Genomic DNA, 6,271 nt, shown 5'->3' on the forward strand with positions numbered 1-6,271 from the left:
AAACTGCTCCCCAACCGCGGCTGAGGCGCCTTCTCTTTGCTGGTGACTTTCACGATTCTCCCGAGAATGGATTCTTTGGACAGCTACGGTGCGACAGCGACAGCACCCCGGACCGGGGGCAGGGAACAGCTCAGGCCTTGCCCTGTTTTCCCGCGCTACCGGCCAACTTCGCAGCCAATATCTGTCCTATTTCGGACAGCGGGCGGGGCTGGGTCATAGCCCCGTGAACGCAGTCGATGGCGTGTACTTCGACGCGTCCGTTCGTATGCGGGGACCAGACATCGGGAGCGAGTTCACTGCCCGCCTTGTCGGCAGCCGCGGCAAAGAACAGGATGTCGCCCATGAACTTGCCGACACTGATGTGATCGCTCAAGTTGGCGATATCCACGAAGACTTCGAGCAGTGCGGAGAACCCGTCCGCGCCAAGGCCGGCGAGTGGGCTGTCAGATGACGTCGGGTCATGTCCGATGGACTCGGCCACGGCACTCAGTACCTCCGGGCTGCCATACGACAACCGCTCGCTCTCCCAGCCGTCAGTGGGCAGGTAGCTGTCCATCATGGCGAGCAGAGAGACGTCCTCGCCTTCCTCCTGCAGGCGGACCGCCACGGCGTGAGCCACGATGCCCCCGAAGGACCAGCCGAGGAGGGAGTACGGACCGGAAGGCTGAACCGAACGGATCTCGTTCAGGTAGTCCTCGACCATCTCGTCGAAACCGGGTGCCGCGGCATCCGGCTCGCTGAACTTGCGGGCCTGCAGGCCGTAGAGAGGCTGCTGACTGTCCAAATGGCGCAGGAGGCCGGAGTACGTCCAACTGAGCCCGATCGCCGGATGGACGCAGAACAGCGGGTCGAGATCCCCCTCGGCGCGCAGGGGGAGCAGGACCCCGAACGAGTCCCCGGAGGAGCTCCCCGGAGTCCGGTCCAACTGCCGGACGAGCGTGGCGATGGTGGGGGTCTCGAAGAGGGCGGTCACGGGGAGTTCGACGTTCAGGATGGTTCGTATGCGGCTGACCAGGCGAGGTGCGAGGAGGGAGTGTCCTCCGAGTGCGAAGAAGTTGTCGTCGATGCCGACCGCGGGTACGCCCAAGATCTCGGCGAACAGCGCGCACAGGATCTCTTCGCGGGGAGTCCGAGGACCGCGTCCGACTCCGGCGGCGGGCAGGTCGGGCGCGGGCAGAGCCCGCCGGTCCAGTTTGCCGTTGGTGGTCAGCGGGAGCCGGTCGAGCACCACGAACGCGGAGGGAACCATGTACTCCGGCAGTTGATCTGCCACCTGTGCGCTCAGGGTCTCGACATCCACCCCGTCGCTGCGGCCCGGCTCGGCGACCACATAGCCCACCAGACGCTTGTCGCCCGGCTGGTCTTCACGAGCTACGACCGCGACCTGCGCGAGCCCCGGGAAGCGGCTCAACACCGTTTCTATCTCGCCGAGTTCGATGCGGTAGCCGCGGATCTTGACCTGGTCGTCGACGCGGCCGACGAATTCCAGCAGGCCTTCGCGGGACCAGCGGGCGAGGTCGCCGGTGCGGTACATGCGGCTGCCGGCAGGACCGAGGGGATCGGCCACGAACCGCTCCGCCGTCAGGTCCGGGCGACCGAAGTAGCCCCGGGCCAACCCCGTTCCCGAAAGGTAGAGTTCCCCGGTCACTCCTGCCGGGGCCGGCGTCAGGGCCTCGTCGAGGATGTAGGCGCGCATGCCGTCCAGCGGACGTCCGACGGGTATGGGCGCCGGCACCTCGTCAGTGGTGGTCCAGGGGGATTGGGTGGCGAACAGGGTTGTTTCGGTGGGGCCGTAGGCGCAGCGCACGACGGTGTCGGGGCAGTGTTCGAGGACTCGGCGTACGGCGGTGGGGGAGATCAGGTCGCCGCCGGTGATCACCTCGCGTACGTTGGCGAAGCAGCCCGGGTCTTCTTCGGCCATGACGCGGAAGAGTCCGGCTGTGATGTCCAGGCCGGTGATCTCCTCCTCGGTGATCAGCCGGGCGAGTTCGGCGACGCCGAGTTCGCCTTCCGGGGTGATGACGGTGCGTCCGCCGTGCAGCAGGGGTACCCAGAAGGCGTAGGTCGAGGGGTCGAAGGCGTACGAGGCCAGCAGCAGGACCCGCTCGTGCGCGCCCGCCCCGAACATGCCGTCGACGACGAGGTCGAGGATGTCGCGGTGGGTGACGGCCACGCCCTTGGGACGTCCGGTCGAGCCGGATGTGTACATCACGTAGGCGAGCTGCTCGGGCCGGCTCTCGACGCCCGGGTCACCGACCGGCAGACCGGCCAGCTGCACGTCTTCGTCCACCACCACGAGGGCTGCACTACTGGGGAGACCACGGTCACGCATGGCGCGGTCGGTCAGGAGTACCGGCGCGGACGTCTCGTCCACGATCCACTGCATCCGCTCCACCGGATAGCCGCTGTGCAGCGGCAGGTAGAACGCTCCGGCCTTCAGTACGGCGAGCAGGGCGACCAGCAGGTCCACCGAGCGCTCCATCAGTACGGCGACCGGCGCCTCCGCACCCACGCCCAAATCCAGCAGCCGGTGGGCGAGTTGATTCGCCCGCTCGTCCAACTCCCGGTAGCTCAGTTCCCGTCCAGCACACCGCACCGCCACCGCATCCGGGGACCGCAGCGCCTGAGCGGCGAAAGCGGCCTGCACCGAACCCGTCCCGAGCCCCTCGCCGGACTCCGCGCCGGCCGACAACTCCAACAACCGCACGCGTTCTGTCCGCGACAGGATGTCCGCTTCACCGATCCGGCGGTCGGGAGCACTGCTGAGCTGTGTCAGCAGCCGCACCAGCTGGGCCACCGTCCGTTCGGCGGTGCCCTTCTGGAAGACGTCGGTGTTGTACTCCAGCATCCCGTCGAGCCCGGCCGGACGGTTGTCGGCCTCGTAGTGCTCGTTGAGGATGAAGCCGAGATCGAACTTGGCCGTACGGGTACTGAATACGTCCTCGGTTTCCGTCACCACGCCGGGCAGCGAGAACTCGTATCCACCGGTGTTCTGCAGGACGACCATGACCTGGAAGAGCGGATGCCAGGACAGTGAGCGAGTCGGGTTGACGGCCTCGACCACGCGCTCGAACGGCACGTCCTGGTGCATGTAGGCGGTCAGGGCGGTCGTGCGGACCTGCTCCAGAAGTTCCCGGAACGTCGGGTTCCCTGAGGTGTCGGTCCGCAACACGAGCGTGTTGAGGAAGAGGCCGACCAGATCGTCGAGGGCCTCGTCGGTGCGTCCTGTGCTCGGGGTGCCGAGCGGGATGTCCGACCCCGCGCCCAGTCGGCTCAGCAAGGTGGCGACAGCGGCCTGGAGCACCATGAACACCGTGGTGTTCGTGTCCCGTGCCAGGTCGATGAGCGTGCGGTGCAGCTCGGGGCCGATCCGGACAGGGACCATGTCGCCGCGGTAGCCGGCCACCTTCGGCCGAGGGTGGTCGAAAGGCAGCTCGAGTCGGTCCGGACTACCCTCCAACGCCCCCGTCCAGTAGGTCAGTTGCTTGCGCAGGAGGGAGTCGGGGTCTTCCTCCGCGCCGAGGAGCTCCCGCTGCCACAGGGTGTAGTCCGCGTACTGCACCGGGAGCGCGGGCCACGTCGGGGCCTGACCCTCGCGCCGGGCGCGGAACGCGGTCTCCAGATCGCGTCCGAGGGGCCCCATCGAAGCGCCGTCGCTCGCGATGTGGTGCATGAGCAGCAGCAGGACCCGCTCCTCCGGGCCGACGGTGAACAGCGTTGCCCGCAGGGGCGGTTCGGCGGTCAGGTCGAAGACGTACTGCCCGGCCGTCCGCAGCGTCGCGTCGATCTCATCAGTGCCACAGCTGACGTGGTGCAGTTCCAGGTCGACGGCATCCGCCGCCAGCACTGTCTGTGTTGGGGTTCCGTCGATCTCCCGGAAGACCGTCCGCAGGCTCTCGTGCCGTACCACCACATCGTTCAACGCCTGTTCGAGGACGTCCGCGTCGAGGTCTCCGGTGATCCGGAACGCCACCGGGACGTTGTAGGTGGCACTCGGCCCTTCCAGCTTGTTGAGGAACCACAGCCGGTTCTGCGCAGGCGACAGCGGAACCAGCTCCGGACGCTCCACCACCGTCAACGCGGGCCTGGCCGAACCCGCCTCCGCGACCCGACCGGTCAACGCCGCGACCGTGGGAGCCTCGAACAAGGTCCGCACCGGCAACTCGACACCCAGGACCGACCTGATCCGGCTGACCACCCGGGTCGCCAGCAGAGAATGCCCGCCCAGCTCGAAGAAGCTGTCGTCGATACCCACCGCCGGCACGCCCAGGATCTCCGCGAACAGGCCGCACAGGATCTCCTCCTGCGGAGTCCGCGCAGCACGCCCGCTCACCTCCGCCTCGAACACGGGCGCAGGCAGGGCCCGCCGGTCCAGCTTGCCGTTCGTCGTCAACGGCAGACCGTCCAGCATCACGAACGCCGAGGGGACCATGAACTCCGGCAACAGCCCGCCCACATGAGCGCGCAGGGCGTCCCCACCCACCTCACCGCTCCCGGAGGCGGCCACCACATAACCCACCAGACGCTTGTCACCCGGCCGGTCCTCCCGCACCACGACCGCTACCTGTGACACCGCCGGGTGGCGGCCCAGCACCGCATCGATCTCGCCGAGTTCGATGCGGAAGCCGCGGATCTTGACCTGGTCGTCGACCCGGCCGACGAACTCGAGCTGGCCGTCACCTCGCCACCGCACCAGGTCACCGGTGCGGTACATCCGACCTCCGGCCGGTCCGAAGGGGTCGGCCACGAACCGCTCCGTCGTCAGTCCCGGGCGGCGCAGGTACCCCCGGGCCACGCCCGTTCCCGCGATGTACAACTCTCCCGGCACCCCTCGCGGAGCCAGCCGAAGCCGCCCGTCCAGGACGTAAGCTCGCGCGCCCCTCACCGGGGCTCCGATGGGCGTGGACGCGGACGGATCGGTGCCGGACAGCGGCCGGCTGGCCGTCGCCGAGATCGTCGACTCGGTGGGCCCGTAGAGGTTCAGCATCCGCCGTCCGTCCGCCCAGCGCGCGGTCAGTGCCGGGGGGCACGCCTCGCCGCCGACGCTCAGCACCCGCAGGGCGGGGAAGTGCCGCGCCGGCAGGGTGGCGAGCACACTGGGCGGCATGTCGGCGCAGGAGATCCGGCGCTGCTCCAGAAAGTCGCCGAGAGCGTCCCCGACCAGGGGGCCGGGCGCGGGGACGACGAGGGTCGCGCCGAAGCAGAACGCCCTCAGGAAGTCCTCGAAGGCCATGTCGAAGCTGATCGAGGCCAGCTGCAGGACACGGTCGTCCGGCCGGACCTGGTATTTCTCCGCCACCGTGGCGGCCAGCGCGCAGATGCCGCGATGGGTCACGGCCACGCCCTTGGGCGTGCCGGTGGAGCCCGATGTGTAGACGGTGTACGCCAGGTCGTCGGGCCGGAGCCGAGCGGTGCGCTCGGCATCCGTGGGATCGGCGCCGTCGAGCCCCGCCAGGGTCGCAGGGTCGTCGAGGACCAGGGTGGCCGGGCCGCCCTGCGGGAGCCGCCCGGACACCTCGCGGGTGGTGAGCACGCGGATCGGGGCGGCGTCCTCCAGCATGAACGCGATGCGGTCCGCCGGGTACTCCGGATCGACGGGGAGGAAGGCGGCGCCGGCCTTCAGGATGCCGAGCAGCGCCGCCACCATCTCGACCGACCGGGGCACCGCCAGCGCCACCAGATGCTCGGAGCCGACGCCCTGCCGGATCAGCAGGCGGGCCACTTGGTTGGCCCGCGTGTTCAGCTCGGCGTAGGTGAGTACGGTGCCTTCGTGCTCCAGCGCCGGTGCGTCGGGGCGGAGCGCAGCCTGCTCCTGGAACAGGTCGGTGAAGAACCGGTGTTCAGGGGCGGGGTCTCCTGTCCCCTCGGCGAGCAGCTCGATCCGCTCGGTCGGGGAGAGCAGTTCGGCGGTGCTGATCGGCAGGTCGGGGCCCTCGGCGACGGCCGTCAGCAGCAGCCGGAGACCCTCGATGAACCGCTGCGCGGTGCTCACGTCGGAGAGGTCGGTACGGTACTCCAGGAAGCCGTCGAGCCCCGCGGGTTCCCCGGCGCCGTCCGCGGCCTCGTAGAAGTTGAAGGTCAGATCGAAGCTGGTCACGTCTTTGGTGAGGTCTTCGGTGACGGCCGACAGACCGGGCAGTTCGAACGCGGGGGCCGCGTTGCTGTGCATCACCAGCATGACCTGGAACAGGGGGTGGCGGGCCAGCGACCGCTGGGGGTTGATCGCCTCCACCAGTCGTTCGAACGGTACGTCCTGGTGGGAGTAGGCGGC

Annotated in this window: 1 protein-coding gene; it reads right to left on the minus strand. The window is 68.9% G+C overall.

What is annotated here, in order from left to right; all coding sequences use genetic code 11:
- Nucleotides 1-130: 130 nt before the first annotated feature.
- Nucleotides 131-6,271, minus strand: a 6,141-nt coding sequence (locus AB0C62_RS41960; RefSeq protein WP_362982555.1) for an amino acid adenylation domain-containing protein, incomplete at its 5' end; no start/stop codon positions are given.

This window comes from Streptomyces sp. NPDC048643 (assembly GCF_040650615.1).
Classification (GTDB): domain Bacteria; phylum Actinomycetota; class Actinomycetes; order Streptomycetales; family Streptomycetaceae; genus Streptomyces.